The 21,455-nt window shown below is 38.6% G+C and carries 29 protein-coding genes; 15 read left to right on the forward strand and 14 right to left on the reverse strand.

Going from position 1 to position 21,455, the window contains the following annotated elements:
• The first annotated feature begins 272 nt into the window (after positions 1–272).
• Positions 273–1,757 carry an Ig-like domain-containing protein gene (locus ACF8D3_RS10230; RefSeq protein ID WP_392471374.1) on the forward strand — a complete coding sequence of 495 codons (1,485 nt, stop codon included), beginning with the start codon at positions 273–275 and terminating at the stop codon, positions 1,755–1,757.
• Between the two features lie 61 nt (positions 1,758–1,818).
• Here ACF8D3_RS10230 and ACF8D3_RS10235 read toward each other — a convergent pair whose 3' ends face one another.
• The gene (locus tag ACF8D3_RS10235; protein WP_019385255.1) at positions 1,819–2,154 is read right to left on the reverse strand and encodes a TIGR01244 family sulfur transferase; all 336 of its coding nucleotides are present in this window, start codon (positions 2,152–2,154) and stop codon (positions 1,819–1,821) included.
• Positions 2,155–2,277: 123 nt separating this feature from the next.
• Between ACF8D3_RS10235 and ACF8D3_RS10240 the strand changes: the two genes are divergently transcribed.
• The 4 genes from ACF8D3_RS10240 to ACF8D3_RS10255 all read left to right on the forward strand — a co-directional run bounded on the left by ACF8D3_RS10240 (position 2,278) and on the right by ACF8D3_RS10255 (position 4,592).
• The gene (locus tag ACF8D3_RS10240) at positions 2,278–3,174 is read left to right on the forward strand and encodes an alpha/beta hydrolase (RefSeq protein WP_392471377.1); all 897 of its coding nucleotides are present in this window, start codon (positions 2,278–2,280) and stop codon (positions 3,172–3,174) included.
• On the forward strand, positions 3,175–3,612 hold the full coding sequence (gene trxC / locus ACF8D3_RS10245) for a thioredoxin TrxC (protein ID WP_392471380.1): 438 nt from the start codon (positions 3,175–3,177) through the stop codon (positions 3,610–3,612).
• Position 3,613: 1 nt separating this feature from the next.
• Complete coding sequence (locus tag ACF8D3_RS10250; RefSeq protein WP_392471382.1) at positions 3,614–4,039, forward strand: acyl-CoA thioesterase; 426 nt, start codon at positions 3,614–3,616, stop codon at positions 4,037–4,039.
• 73 nt (positions 4,040–4,112) lie between these two features.
• Positions 4,113–4,592 carry a GAF domain-containing protein gene (locus ACF8D3_RS10255; protein WP_392471384.1) on the forward strand — a complete coding sequence of 160 codons (480 nt, stop codon included), beginning with the start codon at positions 4,113–4,115 and terminating at the stop codon, positions 4,590–4,592.
• A gap of 52 nt (positions 4,593–4,644) precedes the next feature.
• Here ACF8D3_RS10255 and ACF8D3_RS10260 read toward each other — a convergent pair whose 3' ends face one another.
• From ACF8D3_RS10260 to ACF8D3_RS10270, 3 genes are all read right to left on the reverse strand, one after another.
• Positions 4,645–5,142 carry an ester cyclase gene (locus ACF8D3_RS10260; RefSeq protein ID WP_192413288.1) on the reverse strand — a complete coding sequence of 166 codons (498 nt, stop codon included), beginning with the start codon at positions 5,140–5,142 and terminating at the stop codon, positions 4,645–4,647.
• A gap of 71 nt (positions 5,143–5,213) precedes the next feature.
• Positions 5,214–5,711: a DUF4442 domain-containing protein gene (locus ACF8D3_RS10265; RefSeq protein ID WP_392471387.1), complete on the reverse strand. Its 498-nt coding sequence runs from the start codon at positions 5,709–5,711 to the stop codon at positions 5,214–5,216.
• Positions 5,712–5,725: 14 nt separating this feature from the next.
• Positions 5,726–6,214 (reverse strand): YajQ family cyclic di-GMP-binding protein, encoded by a 489-nt coding sequence (locus tag ACF8D3_RS10270; RefSeq protein WP_004881601.1) that lies wholly within the window; start codon positions 6,212–6,214, stop codon positions 5,726–5,728.
• Between the two features lie 90 nt (positions 6,215–6,304).
• On the opposite strand from ACF8D3_RS10270, the gene ACF8D3_RS10275 reads away from it, so the two are divergent.
• Positions 6,305–6,619 carry a rhodanese-like domain-containing protein gene (locus tag ACF8D3_RS10275; protein WP_007479352.1) on the forward strand — a complete coding sequence of 105 codons (315 nt, stop codon included), beginning with the start codon at positions 6,305–6,307 and terminating at the stop codon, positions 6,617–6,619.
• A 78-nt stretch (positions 6,620–6,697) separates the two neighbouring features.
• On the opposite strand, the gene mnmC is transcribed toward ACF8D3_RS10275, so the two are convergent.
• Genes mnmC through ACF8D3_RS10295 form a run of 4 tightly spaced genes read right to left on the reverse strand, consistent with a single transcriptional unit; the run spans position 6,698 to position 10,021 of the window.
• A complete protein-coding gene (gene mnmC, locus ACF8D3_RS10280; protein WP_392471390.1) occupies positions 6,698–8,599 on the reverse strand; it encodes an FAD-dependent 5-carboxymethylaminomethyl-2-thiouridine(34) oxidoreductase MnmC in 1,902 nt (633 codons plus the stop codon).
• Between the two features lie 18 nt (positions 8,600–8,617).
• Complete coding sequence (locus tag ACF8D3_RS10285; RefSeq protein WP_392471392.1) at positions 8,618–9,079, reverse strand: hypothetical protein; 462 nt, start codon at positions 9,077–9,079, stop codon at positions 8,618–8,620.
• A gap of 3 nt (positions 9,080–9,082) precedes the next feature.
• Positions 9,083–9,385, reverse strand: a complete 303-nt coding sequence (locus ACF8D3_RS10290; protein WP_392471395.1) for a YciI family protein — start codon at positions 9,383–9,385, stop codon at positions 9,083–9,085.
• A gap of 24 nt (positions 9,386–9,409) precedes the next feature.
• Positions 9,410–10,021: a septation protein IspZ gene (locus tag ACF8D3_RS10295; protein WP_019385246.1), complete on the reverse strand. Its 612-nt coding sequence runs from the start codon at positions 10,019–10,021 to the stop codon at positions 9,410–9,412.
• Between the two features lie 45 nt (positions 10,022–10,066).
• Here ACF8D3_RS10295 and ACF8D3_RS10300 point away from each other — a divergent pair, with 45 nt between their 5' ends.
• Both ACF8D3_RS10300 and ACF8D3_RS10305 read left to right on the forward strand, forming a co-directional pair.
• Positions 10,067–10,930, forward strand: a complete 864-nt coding sequence (locus ACF8D3_RS10300) for a PHP domain-containing protein (protein WP_392471398.1) — start codon at positions 10,067–10,069, stop codon at positions 10,928–10,930.
• 8 nt (positions 10,931–10,938) lie between these two features.
• Entirely contained in the window at positions 10,939–11,781 is an 843-nt protein-coding gene (locus ACF8D3_RS10305; protein ID WP_392471400.1) for a hypothetical protein, read from the forward strand.
• 15 nt (positions 11,782–11,796) lie between these two features.
• On the opposite strand, the gene ACF8D3_RS10310 is transcribed toward ACF8D3_RS10305, so the two are convergent.
• Complete coding sequence (locus tag ACF8D3_RS10310; protein ID WP_004881618.1) at positions 11,797–12,708, reverse strand: bestrophin family protein; 912 nt, start codon at positions 12,706–12,708, stop codon at positions 11,797–11,799.
• Between the two features lie 38 nt (positions 12,709–12,746).
• Positions 12,747–13,487 (reverse strand): DNA repair protein RadC, encoded by a 741-nt coding sequence (gene radC, locus ACF8D3_RS10315; protein ID WP_023013551.1) that lies wholly within the window; start codon positions 13,485–13,487, stop codon positions 12,747–12,749.
• 437 nt (positions 13,488–13,924) lie between these two features.
• Here radC and coaBC point away from each other — a divergent pair, with 437 nt between their 5' ends.
• From coaBC to ACF8D3_RS10345, 6 genes are all read left to right on the forward strand, one after another.
• Positions 13,925–15,178 (forward strand): bifunctional phosphopantothenoylcysteine decarboxylase/phosphopantothenate--cysteine ligase CoaBC, encoded by a 1,254-nt coding sequence (coaBC, locus tag ACF8D3_RS10320; protein WP_392471403.1) that lies wholly within the window; start codon positions 13,925–13,927, stop codon positions 15,176–15,178.
• A 148-nt stretch (positions 15,179–15,326) separates the two neighbouring features.
• Positions 15,327–15,704 (forward strand): cytochrome b562, encoded by a 378-nt coding sequence (locus ACF8D3_RS10325; protein WP_019385241.1) that lies wholly within the window; start codon positions 15,327–15,329, stop codon positions 15,702–15,704.
• 167 nt (positions 15,705–15,871) lie between these two features.
• Positions 15,872–16,714, forward strand: a complete 843-nt coding sequence (locus ACF8D3_RS10330; protein ID WP_392471405.1) for a methylated-DNA--[protein]-cysteine S-methyltransferase — start codon at positions 15,872–15,874, stop codon at positions 16,712–16,714.
• Positions 16,701–17,438: a 2OG-Fe(II) oxygenase gene (locus ACF8D3_RS10335; protein ID WP_392471407.1), complete on the forward strand. Its 738-nt coding sequence runs from the start codon at positions 16,701–16,703 to the stop codon at positions 17,436–17,438. The genes ACF8D3_RS10330 and ACF8D3_RS10335 overlap by 14 nt, the downstream gene beginning before the upstream one ends.
• 4 nt (positions 17,439–17,442) lie before the next feature.
• A complete protein-coding gene (locus tag ACF8D3_RS10340) occupies positions 17,443–17,688 on the forward strand; it encodes an Ada metal-binding domain-containing protein (RefSeq protein WP_004881630.1) in 246 nt (81 codons plus the stop codon).
• Positions 17,675–18,283: an alpha-ketoglutarate-dependent dioxygenase AlkB gene (locus ACF8D3_RS10345; protein ID WP_061515977.1), complete on the forward strand. Its 609-nt coding sequence runs from the start codon at positions 17,675–17,677 to the stop codon at positions 18,281–18,283. Before ACF8D3_RS10340 ends, ACF8D3_RS10345 begins: the two co-directional genes overlap by 14 nt.
• Before the next feature lie 53 nt (positions 18,284–18,336).
• On the opposite strand, the gene secB is transcribed toward ACF8D3_RS10345, so the two are convergent.
• From secB to rsgA, 4 genes are all read right to left on the reverse strand, one after another.
• Positions 18,337–18,795, reverse strand: a complete 459-nt coding sequence (gene secB, locus ACF8D3_RS10350; protein ID WP_004655889.1) for a protein-export chaperone SecB — start codon at positions 18,793–18,795, stop codon at positions 18,337–18,339.
• A 27-nt stretch (positions 18,796–18,822) separates the two neighbouring features.
• The gene (gene grxC, locus ACF8D3_RS10355; RefSeq protein ID WP_004774456.1) at positions 18,823–19,083 is read right to left on the reverse strand and encodes a glutaredoxin 3; all 261 of its coding nucleotides are present in this window, start codon (positions 19,081–19,083) and stop codon (positions 18,823–18,825) included.
• Positions 19,084–19,094: 11 nt separating this feature from the next.
• Complete coding sequence (locus ACF8D3_RS10360) at positions 19,095–19,511, reverse strand: rhodanese-like domain-containing protein (RefSeq protein WP_004881636.1); 417 nt, start codon at positions 19,509–19,511, stop codon at positions 19,095–19,097.
• 94 nt (positions 19,512–19,605) lie between these two features.
• Positions 19,606–20,664 carry a ribosome small subunit-dependent GTPase A gene (gene rsgA / locus ACF8D3_RS10365; RefSeq protein WP_392471411.1) on the reverse strand — a complete coding sequence of 353 codons (1,059 nt, stop codon included), beginning with the start codon at positions 20,662–20,664 and terminating at the stop codon, positions 19,606–19,608.
• A gap of 124 nt (positions 20,665–20,788) precedes the next feature.
• On the opposite strand from rsgA, the gene orn reads away from it, so the two are divergent.
• Positions 20,789–21,352, forward strand: a complete 564-nt coding sequence (gene orn / locus ACF8D3_RS10370; RefSeq protein WP_392471413.1) for an oligoribonuclease — start codon at positions 20,789–20,791, stop codon at positions 21,350–21,352.
• The last annotated feature ends 103 nt before the right edge of the window (positions 21,353–21,455 follow it).

Here is a 21,455-nt window from a genome sequence, read left to right on the forward strand (position 1 = left end):
GGATAATGGAAAATAAATAAACTCAAGGCAATATACATATATGTGATTAAACTATCTTATAATGAGAAAATTTAGGTTATTAATTAATTGTTTATCTAGATTTAAAAAAGATAAATCTCATTTTTTCTAGATATATTGATTTATATCACCTTAATATTTTTTTCCTTTCAATAAAGTATATTTACATAAAATCTATATTGTGATTACATTAGACATATTTTTTATAATGACAAAACAAATTCTATTTATAGAGTTTGCAGGGGATAAAACGAATGATGAAGATTAGAAAGCAGCTTACATCGAAGTTGTCTGTAATTGCTATATCAATTTTATTAGCTAGTTGTGGCGGTGGAGGTGGTGGTTATTATGGTTCGAATGATAGTTCTAGTAGTGGTTCAGACAATGGTAACTCTAGTGGAGAGACCCCGAGTGAAGAAACCTCAACAGCGGCTAGCTTAAAAATTGAGTTAGATAAGTTATCTATGGCTGCTACAAATGGACAGCTTACAGTAACTGTTCGTGCTTTGGACGTAAATAAAGGTGGAGTGGCTGCAATACCAATAACTTTATCTATTATTGATCCTACAAATAATGTAATTAATGCTGGATTATCTAATCAAGTAACGAATGACTCTGGTAATGCTGTATTTTCTTTAACAACACCTTCTACGTCTTCAACTTTGGCTGAATTAATAAAAAATGGCTTTAAAGTTGTAGTTACTGCAAATAATGGAAAGTTAAGTCAAGAGCAGTTAGTAACTGTCACTGGTACAGATAATAGTAACGGTGCTGACACAACTAGTATAGTTTTATTTGATGCAACAAAAACTTCATTAAATGTTAGAGGTGATCAAACAACTGTTACACTGACAGCTGTAGATGCTAATGGTGCAACACTACCTAACCAAGCCATTTCTTTAAAAGTTAAAAACTCTGCGTTAAATGGAGTTAAATTTACTCCAAATGCTTCTCAAACAGATACGAATGGTAGAATTACATATACTTTATCTTTCAGTGAAGCGCAAAGATCTTCTTCTTACAGCGCAGATTCCTTTATTACCGATGATTTAGTTTTAGAGGCAAATTTTGGTCAGTCAACCAAAATCTATACTTATAAGTTAGATGTCGTTAATTCTACAGTTCCACAACCTGTAGGTGCTATTTCTGTTGCTTATAATCCTACTAAGATTGAGGCTTCTGCAAATGGAGTATACTACTATCAAAATGTTTCTGTTCAAGTTACAGATGTTGATGGTAAGCCGATACCAAATCAGGATGTAATAATGGGAGTAAATGCCTTAACTTATAATAAAGGTTTTTACGGATTCTTTGATACGAATACCCCACCTGATGGAACAGCAGATAAGTATTTACCGGCTGTTATTACTCAATGTGTTACTCCAGTAATTAAAGTTAATAGTAATGGAAAAGAAATTGATCAGTTAAAACCTGTTAAAGATGGTCAAACTGTTCAAGTTATTTCTTTTATTAATTCTGAAGGTTCACCTGCTACTGATAATAAATATACGACAGATGCAAATGGTAGATTTGATTTAAAAATTCAATATCCAAAAATATATGCTGGTTATTTAAATATCCAGCTAATTGCAGATTCGATAGTTAGTGGTAAAACTATCAGTGGATCAACAAGTTTTGGTTTAAGCTATTTAATTAGTGATGTGGACGTGCCTAATGGTATTGCACCAAATATAGAAAGCCCTTATGGTTTGTCTACTAATTGTTTAGATGGTTTATAAAAAAGTTTAATTGATTGATAAAAAACGGCTTTCGAGCCGTTTTTTATTTGAATCATGATTGTTAATCATCCAACAAATCCATTTGTTTCGCTAACTGATATAAATTATTCGAACGGTTGCCTGTACGACAGAACATAAGGATTGGTTTTGGCAATTCATTGTAGTGGTTTGCAAATGTACGGACATCGAGTTCTGTAATTTGTCCAGCTACAACAGGCTGATAAACATAATCCAATCCAGCGCTACGAGCAGATTCTTCAATTTGAGCACTCGTTGGTTGTTCTGAACCACCTTCCATGTCTGGACGGTTATTGATAATAGATTTAAAGCCTTTTTCTACAACTTGTTCTACATGTTCTGGACCAATTTGACCTGCAAAACCAACATTCTCTGACATCTTGTCACTCCAAAAATAAACAAAACATTTTATGCTCTATCATAGCATTAAGCTTAATCTTGAGTTTAAATGTCTATAGTAAATAAACGATGATAAGCAAAAAGATAACGCAACGGAGCGCGCATGCAAACCTATACAGTCGAGCCTTTGTATGTTCCTAGTGGTGATGAAACGATTGCTGCTGACTTTTACCTTCCGAAAACGACTATAAAGCCAGCTGTAATAGTTATGGCTCATGGATTTGCTGGATTACGTCAGTTTAAGCTCATTCAATATGCACAAAGGTTTGCTCATGCAGGTTATGCTGTGATCTTATTCGATTATCGTTATTGGGGGGGGAGCACTGGTAAACCACGCGAATTAGTGTCTTTAAGCTCTCAATTAGATGACTGGAAAACAATTGTCCAATATGCATCAAATTGTAAATTAATTGATAGTCGACGTATTATTCTTTGGGGAACCTCATTGAGTGGTGGCTATGCATTGAGCTTAGCTACCGACTTAAAGAATATTCAGGCGGTCATGGTTCAAGTGCCATATGTAGATGGTGCTGAAACTGCAAAGTTATACCCTTTGCAACGCTACCCTGAAGCTTTGAAACGTTCAAGTCAGGATTATATGGGGTCTAAAATGGGCTTAGTGCCTAAAACACTCCCAGTCGTCGATCAGTATAAACTCTGTTTCTTACCTACATCTGATAGCTATTATGGTTATCATTCTATTGTAAATCCTGATTATTATTGGAGTGGTGAAGTCCCTGCACGTGTTTTCTTTAATTTGATGCGTTATCGTCCGATTCAATTTGTTAGAAAAATTAATATTCCTGTCTTATTTATTGCTGCAAAACAAGACACTTTGATTCCTATTGCTTCAAGTCGAGAGGCTGCTACAAATATTGCTCCTTTTGTGAGCTATCATGAGTGGGATATGAAGCATTTCGATATTTATCATGGGACTTGGTTTGAAAAAGCAGTCACAACCCAATTAGAATTTTTACATCAACATATAGGAGTGATGTAAATGATTATTGTCTGTACATCATGTGGTGCAAAAAATCGTGTGCCAGAAGAAAAACTTGCCATAAATCCTAATTGTGGGCAATGTCATCAACCGCTATTGCCACATGAACCTATTGAATTAAACGAGCAAAATTTTAGTCATTTTATTACCAATACTGATCTACCTATTTTAATTGATTTATGGGCTGAATGGTGTGGTCCTTGTAAAATGATGGCTCCACATTTCCATCAAGTTGCAAAACAAAACCCATATGTGATTTTTGCAAAAATTGATACAGAGGCGAATCCTCGATTGAGTGCTGCATTTAATGTTCGCAGTATTCCGACTCTGGTATTAATGAATAAAACCAATGAATTAGCTCGAGTAAGTGGTGCATTGCGTGCACCTGAATTACAGCAATGGTTAGATCAACGGCTGCAACAGCACAAAGGAAACTAAAATGACGGAGCGTGTGAACCATCCAGAAGGGACGTTATCTCTTCAAAATATTGCGATGCCAGCTGATACGAATTGGAGTGGTGATGTATTTGGTGGTTGGATTGTATCGCAGATGGATTTGGCAGGTGCGATTCACGTTGAGCGTTTAACGAAAGGCCGTTGTGCGACGATTGCTATCAATCAGATGAGTTTTTTGGTTCCTGTAAAAGTGGGCAATGTCATCAGTTCCTATACTAAAATTTTAAAGGTAGGCAACACATCTGTTCAGGTTCAGATTGAGGTCTGGATTAGTCATGATGACTCTCGAGAACCAGTTCGTATCACAGAGGGTGTTTTTACTTTTGTTGCTGTTGATGTAAAGGGTAATAAACGCGTAATTAGTGAAGAAATTAGGCAGGCCTTTTTAGCATCTCAATCAAGAAGTTAGATCATAATCAAGACGTGAGTTCTTAGTTGAATTTACATTGATATTTCCATCATATTTTAGGGAAGACGGTTCAATGGCTGAAGAATTGATTTTGCAACAAGGTCAAAAAGCTGAGCAATATCAAAGTATCATTCCTCAGATTCAGGCAATTATTGAAGATGAAACAGATATAATTGCAAATTTAGCCAATATTTGTGCTGCTTTGAAACAGCAGTTTGATTGGTTTTGGATCGGTTTTTATCTTGTTAAAGACAATGAGTTGGTCTTAGGCCCATTTCAAGGGCCGATTGCTTGTACCCGTATAGCAATCGGGCGTGGTGTTTGTGGTAGTGCATGGCAGCAACAGCAAGTGATTATTGTGCCTGATGTAGATAAGTTTCCTGGGCATATCGCATGTAGTTCCGCATCACGTTCAGAGATTGTGTTGCCGATGATGAAAAATGGTGAATGCTTGGGTGTACTTGATATTGATAGTAGTGAATTAAATCAGTTTGATGAAGTGGATGCTAAATACCTCAAACAATTGATTGCTATGATTGAAAACTTTATGTAAATAAGACTTTCATAAAAGCCCAATTCAGTTTGGGCTTTCTTAACTCTACTGGTTAGAACATCGTATTGGCGTTTTGACTCTTTTCTGGAATCGTTTGGATAACATCCCAATGTTCCACAATTTTCCCATTTTCTACTCTGAAAATGTCAATAATTGCTCTACCGCGATCTTGCTCGTTTTCTATTGAGTGGACATGTAATGCGACTAGATTTCCTTCCGCAATTGCTCGTTTGATCGTGTTTTTTGCTTGAGGATTATTTTGAAACTTTTGAGTAAAGAAATTCACAAAAGGCGCTTTACCATCAGGGACATTGGGATTGTGTTGAATATATTGATCGCCGATATATCGATCAGCATATGTTTTAACTTGATGTTTTAAGAAAACACCTTCGTAAAAATCAATCACAATTTTTTTATTCTGTTCTGCAAGATTGCTATTGGATCGCGTGGAAGAGCTTTGTTGATTTGAATTATGTGATAAAGGCATGTTAGTACAAGCCGTTAGCGTAAGAATGCTTAGAATTGTTGGAACAGCAAGTATTTTTTTCATGGTATCAACTCAAGATACAAAATGATTCTGTATCTTGAGCATAATAACGACCTAACTGTAGTTTAGATCAGTTATGATTTTTTTCGTTTAGGTAACCAAGCCCAAAGTATTTGACAGTGAATTGGTTCATTCGCTGAATCATCAATGACAGTGACTGGGATCAATAACTCGCCTTTTTCATTATCAGCAATAAACTTTTGTTGATCTGCTGATAATGTTGCTGTAGCCGTCAAACCGCCTTGTGCAACTTTTAAGTAGTCTACATGTAATGATTTAATCAATAAGATACGATCATCAGGAATATGTAGACCTGTTAAAAAACCTGTTGCTGTCTCAGCTAATAAAGCCATTGCCGCTGCATGAACACCTTTAATATGGTTTTGCATATTGCGTTGGTTTTCAATACGAACAGTGACATGATCTTTATCCACTTCTAAGTAGCGAATATTTGCAGTGCCAACCATTGGAACAACACGTCCAAAAGCTTTGCTCCAAAGTGTGCTACGAATGCCTTTTGGAAATTTAGAAGTGGTTTTAACCAACGTGTAAAGACGGTTATCTTTTGCCATAGCGAACCTAAATCTTAGTCTTTGAAATTATTGAATTGGAGTGGTAGACCAAATTGTTGTTCACGTAAAAAGTTCATGACTTGCTGTAAAGTATCGCGCTTTTTATCTGTGACACGGATTTTGTCTCCTTGAATAGAAGATTGCGCTTTGATGCCACTTTCTTTAATGGCTTTATTAATTTTTTTTGCAGTATCTGAGTCAAGACCATCTTTAAGTTTGATTACTTGAACAACATTTTTGCCTGAAGCTGAAGCTTTTTGTGGATCAAGTGCTTGCACATCAATTTTACGCTTATAAAAATGATTTTCGAGCATGGTATAGACTTGTTCACATTGGAAGTCACTTTCAGTTGAGATTTTGATTTCTTTATTTTTTTCATTTAACTCGATCGAAACGTCTTGTCCACGGAAGTCAAAGCGTGTGCCAATCTCTTTTTGCGTGTTTTGTACCGCATGATTGACTTCAAATAACTCTAATTCAGAAACAATATCAAAAGAAGGCATGGTTAGACCTTTACAAAGGGAAAGAATATTTGAGATGCTAAGGGGGTTTTCTTCATTTGCCAAGTGTTGTTTACATCAAAGGAGTGCGCAATGATCCGTAAACAAGAAATTACAACATTTGAGTTCCCAGAAGGCGCAGTCATTTGGGATGTCCGCGATACTAAAGCCTACACTGAGGCTCATGTCAAAGGGGCGGTGAATCGCCCAATTGCCGAGATTACGTCGGATAGTTTGACTCAAGTTGCAGCGGATCAGCCGATTTATATTCTGTGTGGCGGTGGTAGTAAAGCACCACGTGCTGCGGAATTGTTAGATGGTTTTGATGCTTCTCGTGAATACGTTGTATTGATGGGAGGCACACGCGCTGCGCGTGATGCTGGCTTGCCATTAGAGCAAGGCGCTTAAGCATTAGAATTTGCCAAAATACATCTGTATTTTGGCAAATCAAGAAGTATGAAAATAGTAAAAAATGAAAATAACAATTTAGCCTGAATAATACGGTTTCTTCGCTTTCACTTTCTTTTGAAATCTCTCTGGACTTAACTTGTTTAGCAATGTTTGTGGTATTGGGCAAAGCTCACCAAGCACTAATGCTGCTAATACTTCACTGCATAATGGTGCGAATAAAAAACCCTTTGATCCTAAACCTGCAAAAGTATAAGTCTGTTCATGGTTTTTCATTTTCCCTACGAATGGAAAATAGTCCAGACTCTGCGCACGAACAGAAGCGCGTCCTTGCCATTTTTCTACGGATGGAAGTTTTTCTGCATAATCAGGAAAGACACTGTGGATAAGTTCGTAGTTATGCACATGATCTTCGGCGAGTACTTCAGCATCATCTCGATTGGGATAAAATGATGCGCCTAAAATTAATTGAGACACATTGAGCTGCATACAGTAACCGCCATAACTATAGGCTTCATCTAACGCTAAAGGCTGTTCCACATTTTCAACCCAACTGACTTGTCCTCGAATAGGTTTTAATACAGGGTAATCTTCGAAAAGCTCAGCACTTTTTTTGGCGCAGCAGACAATCGTATGATCAGTGGTTGCAAGATGAACATGATCTTGCCAAAGCTCAGTGTGTGAATTCATTTCTTTCACAGCAGAAATTTGAGCAATCACCAACTGAATATTCGGATGTTTTAAAATTTCATCTCGGAGCTGGTGTGGAGAAACAGCGCCCGCATGGTGTAAGTTTAAACTTGGAAACTCAGATTGCAGCGTGATTTCATCTGTTGCATGTATTGATAATACATCTTCTGGATATTGCTCCGCTAAACCAAGCAATTCATCAGCATTTTTTAAAGCGAGTTGATGAACTTGAATCGAGCGAAACGCTTTAAAACTTGAATAAAATTTCAAAGCTTGTTGCCAACTCAGCGTCATAAGATGTTCATGCGCTTGTTCAATAGGACATAGTTTGGGATTGAGCAGCGCAAGCGGATTACCTGATGCACCTGAAAGTGGTTCATTTTGCTCGTAGATAGTCACTTGATGTCCACGCTGAGCAAATGCCCATGCAGTCGTTAAACCTGCGATTCCTGCGCCTATAATGGCGATTTTACGTTGGGTTTTGTTTGGTATTTCCTCTAAGGAAATTTGACCGCTAACAATTGCATTTGAATCGGTATTTTCAGTTTTAGTTGGAGCTAACCAAATAGCTTTCAGCATTTCTCGTTTATGCCCAAAACCACGCGGACGACTGATTTGAATCCCATGTTGTTTCAGTCCACGCTTGAGCACACCTGCAACACTAAAAGAGGCAAAAGTAGTGCCGTAGTCAGATAAACGGACAATATGATTGAGTACATTTTCTTGCCACATATCTGGATTGCAAGAAGGAGCAAAGCCATCGAGAAACCAAGCATTTACAGCTTGTGTTTTCGGGATACTCGGAAAAATATCTTGTGCATCACCAAGCCATAAATCAATGCTAAACCGCTCTTCGGGAAAGCTCAGACGATGACAACCCGCAATCGGCAAAGGATATTGTTGTATGAGTTTGTCAGCCAAAGGTTTAAGTTCTGGCCAAACATTCAGTGCTCGGATAAGGTCTGCTTTACTCAGCGGAAACTTTTCAACGCTGATCGCATGCAAATGGCTGTGATTGTTCGGGCGAATTTGTTGCCAAAGCTGCCATAAGGTCAGAATATTTAAGCCTGTCCCAAAGCCTGTTTCACCTACACAGAAGTATTCAAAATCTTTGAGTTGGGAAAGACGTTCGCTGAGATCATTGCCATTTAGAAAGACATGGCGTGTTTCAAGTAAACCGTTATCTTTGGAAAAATAAACATCGCCAAATTGTTTTGAAATGGGAACTTCAATACCATCGACGAGTTCCCAATCGAGTTCAGCTGTTTGTAGTTTTGATGAATGTGACATAGATGAAAATATTGAGTTTTACCACTGGCGACGGCGTTTGGTATAAACATAGCTCGCGATAAAGAAACCAAGAATCACACCTACCGCAATGGTCATCGCACCATATAAGAACATTTGCGCACTGCGTTCACTTTGTAGAACTTGAACTTGAACCGTTAAATTATCATTTTTTAACTGTAATTCTTGATTCTGTGCGAGGGCTTCAAGATTGGCATGTTCAAGTTGCTTTAAACGGTTATTTTGGTCTTGAATCAATGCTTTAACTTTGGTTTCTTGCTGTTGTTTCGCTTTAGCAATTTGCTCTGCTGTTAACGGTTTAGCAACGGTGTTGCTTATGATCGGAGCTGCCGTCGAACTCGGTTTCGGTTGCGTTGTATTAACTGATGCAACGGGTGTAGTAGTAGGTACTGTTGGTTCGACAGCCCATGTTGCAGAACTAAGTAAACATAAAGCAAACAAGCTTTTAACTGCGATTTGCATAGATCAACCTTTTGGAAAAGCTTTGTTAAAAGGTTTTACATCAATATGAGAGTAAATTCCTTCTTTTAAAAATGGCTCTTCCTCAATCCATGCATCGAGAGCTGCACGATCATCGAATTCGACAATAATTGTACTACCGAGAAAGCCAGCCTGAGGGTCATTTGGGTCTTTAGGATGTGCACCAGCAGTAATTAAACGTCCTTCATCATCTAGCTTTTGCAAACGTTCTACATGTTGAGGACGGGTCGCTAAACGTTTCTCTAAAGTACCTTCATGATCAGTACAGGTCAGCACAAAATATGGCATAGCAGTAGCTCAATGATTCAAGATCTAGTCAGTGGTTTTAAAATGCTTTCTTAAGCAAAATAGTATAACAGCTAGGTAACTGATAGAAACGATAATATCGCCGAAAGCTGTGAATTCACCCCAATATTTACCCTGCATAAATACGAAACCAAAGAAGAAGTGTAAAGCAGCTAACAAAAAGAACTGTCCACACCATGCCCAGTTTAAACGCATCCAACCCTGTGGACTGAGTTCAAGTAATGAACCTAATAACTTTTGGATGATTGGCATTCGCTCTTTATTAAATAAAGGAGTAACTAAGAAACCTATTCCGATACCCACATTGATAATGACCGCTTTCATTTTGATATAGGTAACATCACTGAAAACTAAGGTAATTCCACCAAAAACGACCGACATTACGACAATAAACCACTGCATTTTTTCCAATTTAAACTTTTGGAAAAAGAATAGGCAGCCATAAACCACCAAAGTTGAGATCAACAATGCACAGGTTGCAACTAGAATGTGGTTTTGATCCGTATTTCCCGCACTACCGACAAGTTCTAATAGTGGATGATGACTATCTTTAGGGTCAGTGGTTTTATAAAAATAAAAGAAGATAATCAGCGGAAGGTAGTCGAGCAACGCTTTCATGTTACAGTACGGAGATGAAATAGGTCAGATAGCATAATACAAACCATGTTCGGTGTCGATTTACATACACATACCCTCATTTCTGATGGGACGTTTTCACCAGAACAATTGGTGCAGGCAGCTGTTGATCTAAAAATTGATCTTTTGGCGATCACTGATCACGATACTATGGATGGCTTAGAACGCGCTCAGCGTTATGTGCTTGAACAGGTTCAAACACCTGATATTAAAATCGTTTCGGGTGTAGAAATATCAAGTCAGTGGTCACGCCCAAATATCAAAAAAAGTTATGGTGTGCATATTGTTGCACTCAATATGCAAGATGAAACACCAATCAAAGCGATGTTAGAAAATCAAAAAATGATTCGTGCAGACCGTGCAAAAGTGATTTGTGGACTATTAGAAAAATGTATAGGTTTTGATATTTATCCAGATGTGGTGGCTAAAGTAGATGGACATGCTGATCGAGTAACGCGTACTCACATTGCAAAAACACTGGTCGAAAAAAATATTGTCAGTCGTCCTCAACAGGCATTTGATCGTTTCTTGAAAGAAGGCAAAAAGGCGTTTGTAAAGTTTGAAGGTATTGGGCTTAAAGAAACCATTGAAGTGATCCATGCAAGTCAAGGGCTTGCGGTGTTAGCGCATCCAACACGTTATGATTTATCTGCGACCAATATTCGTTATTTGATTGAGTTATTTGCATCATTAGGTGGGGATGCCGTGGAGTTGCCTCCAGGCATAGAACCTGCTTCGACACGGCAAATGGTCGATCGTATGATTGAGCAATTTGATCTCGCTGTGTCGATTGGTAGTGATTTCCATGGTGACAATATGCCTTGGATTAAATTGGGTCAAACGCCAAGAGTGAAAGAAGGGCAGAAGGGGATTTGGGATCGTTTTAGGTGAGGTGTAAAGTGACTGATATTAAAAGATTAATAAATAGAAAGGTTTCTTCTTATAAAAAAATTAATCACCAAGATCGAGATGGGATGATTATTGATAATCAAAATAGTATTTGTAAAGAAATTATAGAAAATCGAAGACCCCCTTATTGGTGTTTGGAGTCTATTAGTTGTCAGTATGCGATGAAAGGTTTCTGTTTAATTGAAACAGGGGGGATTAAGCCTGAAGCACTAAGGTTTTTAAATTTATCATTTATGTACCAAGAGGTTGCACAAGAAATTGCATTTAATGAACATAAAAACTCTGTTTGCATTCAATTGGAGCATGTTCGACAATACTTATTTAAGATTGCACCCTTATTACTTTGGTCAATTTTAATTGGAAATAAAAGCTTGGCTAAAAAAATAAAAAATCAGTTTTTATTTTATTTAAGTTTAAAAAATGTAACTAGAAACTTGCATTTAGATTATGAGCTTTTCTGCCTATGGCTTTATGAATCTTGGGTCGAAGAGAAATCCGATATCATTCAACATATTTCAGGTGATTTTAAGCAACTAATAGACCACTGGTATGCGGATGCTGAAAAATTACAGGAAATAGTTATATCTATTTGTGATTTTCATTGCGAGGAAATGGTAGATAATCAAAAAAAATCAGCTTTACCAAGATTTATGTTTCCACCTTGCGATTTAATTCCTTTAGAGATACACGTGATTAATAAATTAAGACAATCTCATTCTTTGAGTAGATTGATTGTTGATCACCCTATTACGAATACAAATATAGCAATAGTTTCGGAGTTTAGTATTGTCGAAGACGATTTTTTAGAATATATACAGATTAATATATTCTGAGATTTTACAGTTCCACTAAAGCAAATTATGATCTTGTGCTTGAATTGGTGGTGGTGTCGGGCGACCTAATGTACCCAATAATTCAATTTCAATTGAACGAACCATTGCGTCTAAAGGTAAGTCATTACTCTGTGTGCCGAAAGGTTCTTCAATTTCAGTGCTGAGTGCATCTAAGCCTAAGAATGTATAAGCTAAAATACCAACTAAGAGAGGTGTCACTAAACCGAGCAGAGAACCCAGACTGAACGGTAACATCACACAAAAGAAGTAAACGGTGCGATTCAGTAAAACCGAATATGCAAAAGGAATAGGTGTATTGGCGATACGATCACAGCCTGTTTGCATCTCACTTAATGCCGCAACGTGCTGGTTCATTTGCGTATAAATGATGTCTGTGATTTCACCTTCTTTAAGTGCTTGTAACAACTCCCATTGAATCAAGCTCAACGTATATTGAGGCGCATTATGTTGCTGATAAAGCTGAGTCAGTGCTTGTTGACTTAAGCCACTTGTTTCAGTGAGTTCGGTTGGGTTCACAGTTTGATGGCGTAAACGATCTCGTAACACATTTGCAAAAACAATGACATGTTGAATAATACGCTCACGTCGACCTTGCGAGAGAATACGGCAGTCTCGGTCAAAATGACGTGCTGTCGCGATCAAAATCCCCCACAATTTTCGTGCTTCCCACCAGCGTTCATAGCATGCTGTATTTTTAAAGCCGAGAAAAATTGAAAGAACGACACCAATTAAAGTAAATCCAACCAATGGTATTTCTGGAAAGCGAAATAGATTGATATATTCAACGCCACCAATGATGGCAGAGATCAACATGACAAAGCCTAAAGACGGCAAAATTTTGGGTAAAATCGTCCCGCGCCATGAAAATAGAACTTTAAAAATACTTGGCTGGTCGCGGACAATCATGTTTTTTGAATCATTAATTTTATGTGTTGATGTTCAGGTCAGATTTGAGCTTTGTCAAGACCAGATTGCTTGATTTTCATAGGTGTGAGCAGTTGTTGTTCAGAAAAAGAAAAATGCGAATCGGGTGAAATAATAAAGTGATCAATCAGGTGTATTTCGAGCAACTTGCAGGCTTGTTTAAGCTGTTGGGTCAGATAAATATCTTCAGGTGATGGTTGTGCAATTCCATAGGGGTGATTGTGGGCAATCACAATTTGACTTGCTTGTTGTTGCAATACATAACGGAGGGTTTGATTAATTGAAACACTACAACTGTGCTGTGATCCAAAAAATAGTTTTTTAAAATGTAGTTTTCGGAGTTCTGCATCGAGACACAACACTGCGAAGACCTCTTGCTTTTCACCTTGCAGCTCATAACGTAAATAATCCAGCACCAAAGTTGATGTATTCAGGCATAACCGCTGTTGATGAAAATAATTGTTGAGATATCGCCGTCCAAGTTCTTTGACGGCCATGAGTTGAGAATACTTGGTTGAAGCAATACCATTAAATTGTGATAACTCTTCAAGTGATGCGTCAAAGATAGGATTGAGACCCCCAAAATGTTGAATAAGGATTCGCGCTAGTTCGACAGCAGAGTGTTGCTTGGAGCCTGAGCGAAGAAAGATCGCAAGTAATTCTGCATCCGACAAACTTTGTGCTCCTTGGAGTATCAAACGTTCTCTTGGTCGTTCTTGTTCTGGCCATGCTTTGATGGATTGTTTTATCTGTTGATTCATTTTTATTCACATAATTTTTTTATGGTGATGATTTTTCCAAGCATAAAGGGGCTGTTGATATTTCATCCATGCATTGCGTTATAGACTAAAACGATATAAACAAGGCATGAAACGCAGGCAATGGCGACCCCCTTGTCAAGTTTCATAACGAAGTTTAGGGAAGCTTTAGCCATAACCCTGAGCAAGAGCAAAGCACTGCTTTGATCGCAGCGCAAGGCGAAGCTCGAGGACAGGGACATTTTTTGCCGCTACTGCGTTATGTTCTGCTCATTTAGAATGACTAAATTTCGCAAAACATGCCTTGTATCGTCTAAAAAACGTCTTCTGTCGCAATGAGAGCTGAAAGCTCGCAAGGTGAAATGTCAACAGCCCCTACTTGGGTATGCGGGTATTTAATGATATTGTGAGCGCCACTGCAACAGAAAGGTAAACTGTTTGTGAGCTTTGATCTAAGTATTATTCCCCATAAAAACATTATATTAGCGGTTACAGGTGGTATTGCTGCCTATAAAAGTGCCATTTTAGTTCGTCGTTTAAAAGATTATGGTTTTGATGTCCGCGTGGTCATGACACATGGCGCACAAGCTTTTATTACGCCTTTAACTTTCCAAGCACTTTCTGGAAATCCTGTACATACAGAGTTGCTAGATCCTGAGGCTGAAGCGGGAATGGGACATATTGAATTGGCGCGTTGGGCTGATTTGATTTTAGTTGCACCTGCAAGCTGTGACACGATTGCAAAATTTGCCAATGGTTTGGCGGATGATTTATTAAGCACCTTATATCTTGCGACCAAAGCGCCTGTGTGGGTTGCACCTGCCATGAATCAGCAAATGTGGGCAGCTAAAGCAACACAACGTAATTTACAAACACTTGTTGAGGATGGTGTGCATGTCATCATGCCTGATGCAGGTGAGCAAGCATGTGGTGATGTGGGTTTAGGTCGTATGCCTGAACCTGAAGATATTGCGCGTCAAGTCGCTGCTTATTTCCACAAAGCACAACGTGCGATAGCAGAGAAATTTGGTTTGCTGGCAGGTAAGCGTGTGACGATTACGGCTGGTCCAACGCGTGAAGCAATTGACCCTGTTCGATATATTTCTAATCACAGTACAGGGAAAATGGGTTTTTCTTTGGCAGCAGCATGTTATGCCGCGGGTGCAAAAGTCACTTTAGTTGCTGGGCCTGTGAGTTTGGATACGCCAAATGGTGTAGATCGAATCAATGTGAAGTCTGCAATGCAAATGCTTGATGTGAGTATGGATCAACTCAAACAAGGTTGTGACATCTTCATTGCGACGGCTGCGGTAGCAGATTATCGTGTTGCCGAAGTGGCTGAGCATAAAATCAAAAAAGCAGGTGATGAGCTTGCAGTTTCATTGGTGAAGAATCCAGATATTGTCGCAACGATTGCGCAACAGCAAGAACGTCCATTCATGGTGGGTTTTGCTGCTGAAACACAAAATGTTGAGCAATATGCTGCTGGAAAACTGGTTGCCAAAAAATTAGACATGATCGCGTGTAATGATGTTTCTCGCCCAGATATCGGTTTTGCATCTGATGAAAATGCGATGACTGTATTTTTTGCGCAGTCTTACCATTTGGAAAAGCGTGAGTTAGAAAAAGCATCGAAACAAGAGATTTCACAGCAACTGGTTGAAGCAATTCATGATGCTTTGCTGCAAAAATAATTAAATCGTTCTTTTATCAAAATGCAACGAAATCGTTGCATTTTTTATGTATGCTCAACGCATAGAGCATTTAAAATTTGAACGTCCATTTGAGTTCAAATCATGATGTTCAATCAATCATAGCCACAGTTTTGATAGGGATATCCTAATGATGAAAAAAACTTTAGCCACCGCCGTTATGTTGTCATGTTTTGCATTTAGTAGCACTGTTATGGCTGCTGGTTTAGAAGATGATATGAAAACTTTAGGTAAAAATTATAAGGCGTTTAACCAAGCGACGAGTCCACAAGCTGCGACAGCTGCATTAAATAATATGCGTAGCGCAGCGGCTCATTCAAAACAATATAAGTTGGCTCCAAATACCACAGATAAAGTCACTAGCTCACCTGCTTTATTTGAACAAATTATTGTTGAGATTGATAAAGCGAAAGTACTTGTTCAAGCTGGCAAGTTAGATGAAGCGAAAAAACAAGCCAAAAAAATTGCTGAACTGCGTGATCAAGGACATAAACATTACATGCATTAATTGATGGAGAGTCGATGCTCTCAATCATGAAGCTGTACTCAAAGGAGTGCAGCTTTTTTTTATTGGTTTAATACCGCGAAAATCAAAATGTAGACTCAGCATGATTCGGATTTTCACTGAATTCTAAAGTTGATACAGTAAAATAAGAAATAATGAGAGGTGGTGAAATGTCCTCGCAACAACACTACGAGCGTATTGCTCAAGCAATTGACTATATTCAACAGAATTTTCAACAGCAACCGCAGTTAGACGATGTGGCAGCCTATGTGCATCTGAGTCCAGCACATTTTCAAAGGCTATTTACTGAATGGGTCGGCACGAGTCCGAAAAAGTTTTTGCAATATATCAGTATTGAATATGCCAAGAAGATTCTAAAACAGGATACAACTAGTATCTTGGATGCAACATTTGAGACAGGGCTTTCAAGCACCAGTCGATTACATGATTTATTTATTCAAATTGAAGGCATGACGCCTGCTGAATATAAAAATGGCGGGCAAAACTTAACTATTCATTATCATTTTGCAGAAACCTTGTTTGGGCAAGTTCTGATTGCCTCTACGGATAAAGGGATTTGTGCACTGACATTTGTAGATCGAGCAAGTGAAGCATTGGCACAGTTAAAAGCTCAATTTCCTCAAGCGGCTTTTAATGAGCAAACAGATTCTTTTCAGCAAAATGCGCTTGCGCTGTTTCAAAAAGATCAAGATCAATTTGCTGAAATTAAACTGCATTTAAAAGGTACGCCATTTCAGCTCAAGGTCTGGCAGAGCTTACTCAAAATTCCGATGGGGCAACTTTCGACCTATGGTGAGTTAGCACATGCAATTGATCATCCAAAAGCAGCGCGTGCAGTAGGCACGGCAATTGGACGTAATCCTGTGGCATTTTTGATTCCCTGTCATCGTGTGATTCAGTCTACGGGTGTATTTGGAGGATATGAATGGGGAACAACACGTAAGACCGCATTAATCGGTTGGGAAGGGGTTCAGGCACATGCCACAATTTGAATCTGCTCAGATCGCAAGTGTGATTGAAAAAATTAGGACTACTGATTGGAATCAGATCAGTGATCAACTACATCAGCACGGTTTTGCAACGATTCAAAATGTACTTTCAGCACAGCAATGCCAAACACTTCGAAATTCATATTCAGATGAATCGTTATATCGTAAAACTGTCAATATGCAGCGTTATCGATTTGGCTTAGGTGAATACAAATATTTTAATTATCCTTTGCCAGATTTAATCCAGCAGATCCGACGTGAAATTTATTCTTTCTTAGTTCCTGTCGCAAATGCGTGGTTTGATGTCCTCGATTTAGGTGATCCATTTCCAAAAGCACATGAAGAATTGTTGAAACAATGTCAGCAACATCAACAAAGCAAAGCAACTGCACTGATATTGAAATATCAGCAAGAGGGTTTTAATACCTTACATCAAGATATTTATGGTGATGTGTATTTCCCACTGCAATTGGTGATTGTTTTAAATCAGCAAAATGAGGATTTCATTGGTGGTGAGTTTGTTATAACGCAGCAAAATCCTCGTGCTCAGTCTAAAGCAATGGTATTACAACCCAATCAAGGTGATATTTTGATTTTCACCACCCAGTTTAAACCTGAACAAGGAGTTCGAGGCTATCATCGTGTGAATATGAAGCATGGTGTCAGCACTGTTTTGCAAGGCGAGCGTTATAGTTTGGGGATTATTTTTCATGATGCTGTGAGTTAGTGTGATGTGGCAGCATATTGATATAGAGCAGAGCGATTTACGACAGAAACTAAAACGCGGTGAAATTCGTTTTGCTGGAAATCGTCAGTTGAAAATCTATGGCACTTTGACTTGTCATTCGGGTAAGCGCATGATGAAAACGAACCGTGTCTTTTTTACAGATGAAAGTGAAGCTTTAATGCAAGGTTATCGACCTTGTGGACATTGTATGAAAACAGCATATAAGAAATGGAAAAATGCAATTATTTGATATTGAAGCAGACTCAAAGCAAAACCATTTACCTTATGACGGTACAGTAAATTACTACGGTAAAGTCGTCTCATCCCAGCAAGCTGATCATTACTTTGATGTGTTGTTACGCAGTATTGAATGGGAAAATGATCAAGCAGTCATTTTTGGTCGTCAAATCATCACGAAAAGAAAGGTCGCATGGTACGGTGATCGTGGCTATGAATATACCTATTCGAATGTAAATAAATATGCTTTAGCTTGGACGGACGAATTAATAGAACTTAAAGCTTTAGTTGAACAATTGTCAGGTGAAACATTTAATTCATGTCTTCTCAATCTCTACCATACAGGTGAGGAGGGGATGGCTTGGCATAGTGACGGGGAAATTGATCTTAAGAAAAATGGCGCAATCGCTTCGCTAAGCTTTGGGGCAGAACGAAAATTTGCATTTAAACATAAGCAAACCAAAGAAAAAGTTGAACTGTATTTGGAACACGGCAGCTTACTAGTGATGAAAGACACAACCCAAAGTTATTGGTTACATCGCTTGCCGCCTACCAAGAAAGTCAGCACTGCACGCATTAACTTAACGTTTAGAACCATTGTTGAATGACATAAAAAAAAGGACTGATATTCAGTCCTTTTTTGTTGCTATCGCAATAACGATTATGCTTGACCTTGCGCATCAGCATCCGCTTGTAAGCGTTGCATATTTGCTTCAAATTCAGCATCAAAGTTAATTGGTGTAAGCAATAATTGAGGGAAGCTACCCTTAGTCACTAAATCGTTCACCGCTTCACGTAAGAATGGGAACAAGATATTTGGGCAGTAAGCACCTAAGATGTACGGAAGACGGTCTTCTTCAACGCCATCAACCAAGAAGATACCTGATTGAGTTACATCAACGATGAACGCAGTTTCATTTTCGTTATTTGCTTGAACCACAACTTTTAAAGACACTTCATAGTGTGTTGGATCAATTTTTTCCGCCGCAGAAGATAAATTGATATTGAGTTCTGGTTGCCATTGTTTAGTAAATACTTGTGCACCCGGAACTTCAAAAGAAATGTCTTTAGTATAAATACGTTCTAACGCGAGTTGTGGTTGAACTTGTTCTTCGCTCATTGTTTTTCCTTAAATCTTGGAGTGTTGTTAAGCTAATAATTGGTCGAGTTTACCTTCACGCTCTAAAGCATAAAGTTGATCGAAACCACCGATAAATTGATCTTTAATAAAAATTTGAGGCACTGTACGGTGATTGGTACGTTGCATTAACTCAATACGAACTTCTGGCGCTTCATTTGAAAGATTGATTTCTTTAAAAGCAACGCCTTTACGCTCAAGTAATTGTTTTGCACGTACACAGTATGGGCAAGACAGTGTTGAATAAATTGTGACGTTTGGAGTTGTCATCTTATTGCTCCTTAAGCTTTTGCTTTGCTTTTAACGAGGGGTAAGCCTTGTGCTTTCCAGTTGCTGATACCGCCGTCTAAACGATAACTATCGCTATGACCGACTTTCTGCAATGCTGAACCAGCAACTTGCCCTAAGTTACAAATAAAGACCAATGGACGATCACTTGCTTTTAATTCATCAATATGACTTGTGATTTGGCTGTATGGAATGTTGCGGCTGCCACTAATGTGACCATCGCGGAAATCTTTTCCATCACGTAGATCGATCAACATTGCATTTTTTGCTTTGACCAAAATACCTAGAGATTGCGGCGAGATTTTACGACCATTGCGTTGCCCTTCTAAAATAAAGAACAACACGATTAATACGGCAAGCGTACCAAATAAGAAGGGGTGATTCCCCATAAACTCTAACCAGCGTTCCACAAGTCACCTAAAGTTAAAATCAAAATTGATCCTGAGTATAACTTATCTCAATGGTGATCAAAAATGTTAGTTCAAGGGTGAAGCATCAAGAAAGTTAACTTTTTTGTTGAGCTTCTTGAATTTCATCAATAAGACGTAAATAACTGTCTAAACGACGCGGTAAAATTTCACCAGCATCAACCGCTTGTTTCAACGCACAATTTTTTTCATGTGTATGGGTGCAGTTACGGTACTGACATAGTCCAAGATGTACTTCAATCTCAGGAAAACCTGTACGTACCTTTTCTAAACTAAGATGCCAGAGTCCAAATTCACGGATTCCAGGTGAATCGATCAATGCACCGTTTGTTCCAAATTTAATCAAACGTGTTGAAGTCGTGGTATGTTGCCCAAGTGCAGAGTTCTCTGAAATGACATTGGTTTTCTGTGCTGCATCAGGAACGATGGTATTGATCAGCGAGCTTTTGCCTACGCCTGACTGCCCAACGAAAGCAACAGTTTCATTATCCAAGCGTGCTGCAAGCGCAGACAAATCACCGCGTGAATGACAAACCAAAGTTTCATAACCCAATGCTTCATATTCACTGAGTAGGGTCAGAATCGGATCATTTTCAGTGAGCAAGTCTGATTTATTCAACACCAGTAGGGCTGGAATATTTGCGTCAGCACATGCAACGAGATAGCGATCAATCAATGTCGGTGCAGGTTCTGGTAAGGGTGCAAATACAATCACGATCAGACTGATGTTTGCGGCAACTGGTTTAACTTTATGATAACGGTCTGGACGAGTCAGCAATGACTTTCGTGGATAGATCGCGGTAATGATACCCAGACCTGTATTCGGATCAGCTTGCCATTTTACTCGATCACCTGTGACCAATAATTCTAAGTTAGTACGGGTGTGACAGCGCCAAACACTGTCTAATTCAATCGGTTTCCAGAACGGTTCTGGTTCACCATCAGCGACTTGTGGTTTTTCGGGGTGCTGCTCAGGCACAGATAAAGCTTGTACTTCGAGTTGACGACCATAATGTTGAACAACCAGTCCATCCAAATCCTGCGATGTATCAATGTCGTCTTGACGCGATTTATGCTGTTTTTCAATACGACGTTGCTGCTGTTCGGTTAAACGACGCTTACGAATTAAAGCCATTCATATCCCAAAAAATCCACACTTTGAAGACCGCAAAAATAGCACGAAGCCGCTATAGAATTACAGCCAAGATGTAATTAATTTGCTACTATTGATGTTTTTAAGCACTTTAGAATCGCTATTTATGAGCAGCACCCCAGATACACGATTAATTTGGATCGACCTAGAAATGACAGGTCTTGATACCGATAATGACAAGATTATTGAAATTGCAACAATTATTACAGATGACAATCTTAATATTATAGCTGAAGGTCCTGTTCTTGCTGTTCATCAATCAGATTTGATTCTAAACGCAATGGATGAGTGGAATACCAAGCAACATGGTCAATCTGGTCTGATTGAACGTGTACGTCGTAGTAAGTTATCTGCACCAGATGCAGAGCAGCAAACGCTTGAGTTCTTAAAAAAATGGGTCAACCCAAAATCATCACCAATGTGTGGTAACTCAATTTGCCAAGATCGCCGTTTCTTGCATCGTTTAATGCCTGAGTTGGAACAATTTTTCCATTACCGTAATTTAGATGTGTCTTCTGTAAAAGAGTTAGCAAAACGCTGGAGACCAGAAATTATGAGTGGTCTGAAGAAAAATGCCTCGCATTTGGCGATGGATGATATTCGTGATTCGATTGCAGAGTTAAAATATTATCGTGAATATTTCTTTATTATGAATCACGACAAAAACTAATCGAGCAAGTTAATTGTTTGATAATTAAAGGAGCGGATGCTCCTTTTTTATTGAATGTAAAAAAATATTGGGCTTGGTTAAAAAATCGCTTAAACTCAGCGTT

The sequence above is a fragment of the Acinetobacter sp. YQ_14 genome, assembly GCF_043102985.1.
Taxonomy (GTDB): domain Bacteria; phylum Pseudomonadota; class Gammaproteobacteria; order Pseudomonadales; family Moraxellaceae; genus Acinetobacter; species Acinetobacter venetianus.